The organism is Planktothrix sp. FACHB-1355 (genome assembly GCF_014748295.1).
GTDB lineage: Bacteria > Cyanobacteriota > Cyanobacteriia > Cyanobacteriales > Aerosakkonemataceae > Aerosakkonema > Aerosakkonema funiforme_A.
The window spans coordinates 1-1,986 of record NZ_JACJUP010001237.1 but is presented as its reverse complement, the minus strand read 5'-3'; the positions used below and the strand labels follow the sequence as shown (position 1 = coordinate 1,986).

Below are 1,986 nucleotides of genomic sequence, written 5' to 3'. Positions count from 1 at the left end.
CCTAACCCCTAGTGACTGACCGCCACGCGAGGTAAGCGATGTTTAAAACTACAGAGAATTTCCCAGGAAATAGTTCCCAAACTCGCCGCCCAATCATCGGCTAAAATCTGGATGTCGCCATCTTTACCAAGCAGCGTTACCACTTCGCCAACTTGCAAATCGGGTAAATCGCTGACATCCAGCATTAGCTGATCCATCGTAATCGCGCCCACTTGACGTACAAGCTGACCTCGGATCGCCACCTTCATTTTGTGAGAAAGATTGCGGGGAACGCCATCAGCGTAACCGATACCGACAACCGCCAGACGCATATCGCGATCGGCTACAAATTGATAACCGTAGCTGACACCAGTACCGGCTGTAATAGTTTTTACCTGAGTAACTCGCGCCTTCACCTGCATAACAGGCTTCAGTTCCACCACCCGCTGCAAATGTTCGGCTGGGTAAAGACCGTAGGTAGCCAAACCAGCCCGTACCATATCGTAATGTAAAGTAGGGCTGGACAAAATGGCGGCAGAGTTAGCCAAATGCAGTTGCGTTGATGGCAATCCCAACGATTTTATTTGGGCGATCGCATCCTCATATCGCTGCTGCTGCTGCTTCATCACCGTCGGATCGGGACTGTCCGCCGTCGCCAAGTGCGAATAGATACTCGCAATTTGCAGATTCGGCAAAGTATTCACCAACTGCACGAACTCCGCAGCTTGCTGCCAGGATGTCCCCAGACGCGACATTCCGGTATCCAACTTGATATGCACCGGCAATGTCAAGTTAGAAACACTTAAAGTTTCCGAAAAAGCCAAAGCTTGTTGAGGCGTGCAAATCGTCGGTTGCAACTTCCAGTATGCGATCGCCCGAATTTGCTCCGGCGTATGAGTCGCCCCTAAAATCAAAATGGGAGCTTCAATACCCGCCTCTCGCAGTTCGATCCCCTCCGGAATTGTCGCCACCCCCAACCAACTGGCTCCATTTTGCAACACAGTCCGAGCAACAGTCACAGCACCGTGTCCGTAAGCATCCGCTTTCACCACCGCCATTAATGCCGTCTGCGGCGACAAAATGCTTTTAAGTTGCCGCACGTTATGCCCTAAAGCAGCTAAATCGATTTCCACCCAAGCGCGTTGGCAAAGTCCGCCATAAGCACTCACCCTAGAAATTAGATTCGAGTTGCTATCTAGGGATACTCCCATAGGGGTTTTGGCTGTATCAACCATTCCATTCACTCCTCTACTCACACTATTCACAATTTAACTGTGAAGTTGGAAGCTGCCACTCTATTGCTGGCAGTCAGTGGGTAATTCGCGTCCTTCTATTCTGCAAACAGAGTAACGACAGGCTATTCAGGTTGGTATTCAACAAAAAATTTGCTCGCCTCACCTGAGTTGCTGCGAAATCAAAGCTTTTGCAGAGAAACCCAGTTTATTTGCGTAAGTCTTATGATATAGAACGGAATTTCTATCCATAATACAAATATGAAATTCCGCCTTTTACCTTACCTAGCAGGGATATCAGCAGCATCGTTGATTATTGCCGGTGTGTGGATTGTAGACCGATCGGAGCAACAGCGTTTCCAAGAGCGCGATCGCGCCAATGTCCTCAACCAGCTCAGTACCGTGCGAGCTAGACTTCAAGGTGGGCTAACCTCTAGGATATTTCTCGAACGGAGTCTGGTAGCATATGTCTCCATCAATCCAGAAATCGCGCCCGGAGAATTTGAACGCCTTGCTAGAGTGATAACGGCACAGCAAACCGGTATCCGCAGTATAGCGCTGTATAAAAACACCGCACTCAGCCATATTTATCCGCGCCAAGGGCAAGCAGCGAAAATAGGCTTTAAACCGAATTTGATTCCCGAACATCAACAGGCGATCGATCGGGCAATTAAGAGCCGCAATACCGTCGTTATCGGGCCATACGATTTACCCGCTTCCGGGTGCAAGATTGGCAATTCCCCTCATACCCCATGCCCCATCCCCCCTTCTCAGG

At 49.6% G+C, this 1,986-nt stretch carries 1 protein-coding gene and 1 pseudogene; one reads left to right on the top strand and one right to left on the bottom strand.

All coding sequences use genetic code 11. The annotated features are described in order from the left end of the window. Positions 1 to 8: 8 nt before the first annotated feature. Positions 9 to 1,190: an alanine racemase gene (gene alr, locus H6S82_RS31150; RefSeq protein ID WP_242057184.1), complete on the bottom strand. Its 1,182-nt coding sequence runs from the start codon at positions 1,188 to 1,190 to the stop codon at positions 9 to 11. A 282-nt stretch (positions 1,191 to 1,472) separates the two neighbouring features. On the opposite strand from alr, the pseudogene H6S82_RS31145 reads away from it, so the two are divergent. Next, positions 1,473 to 1,986, top strand: a pseudogene (locus H6S82_RS31145) (histidine kinase); the annotation flags it as partial.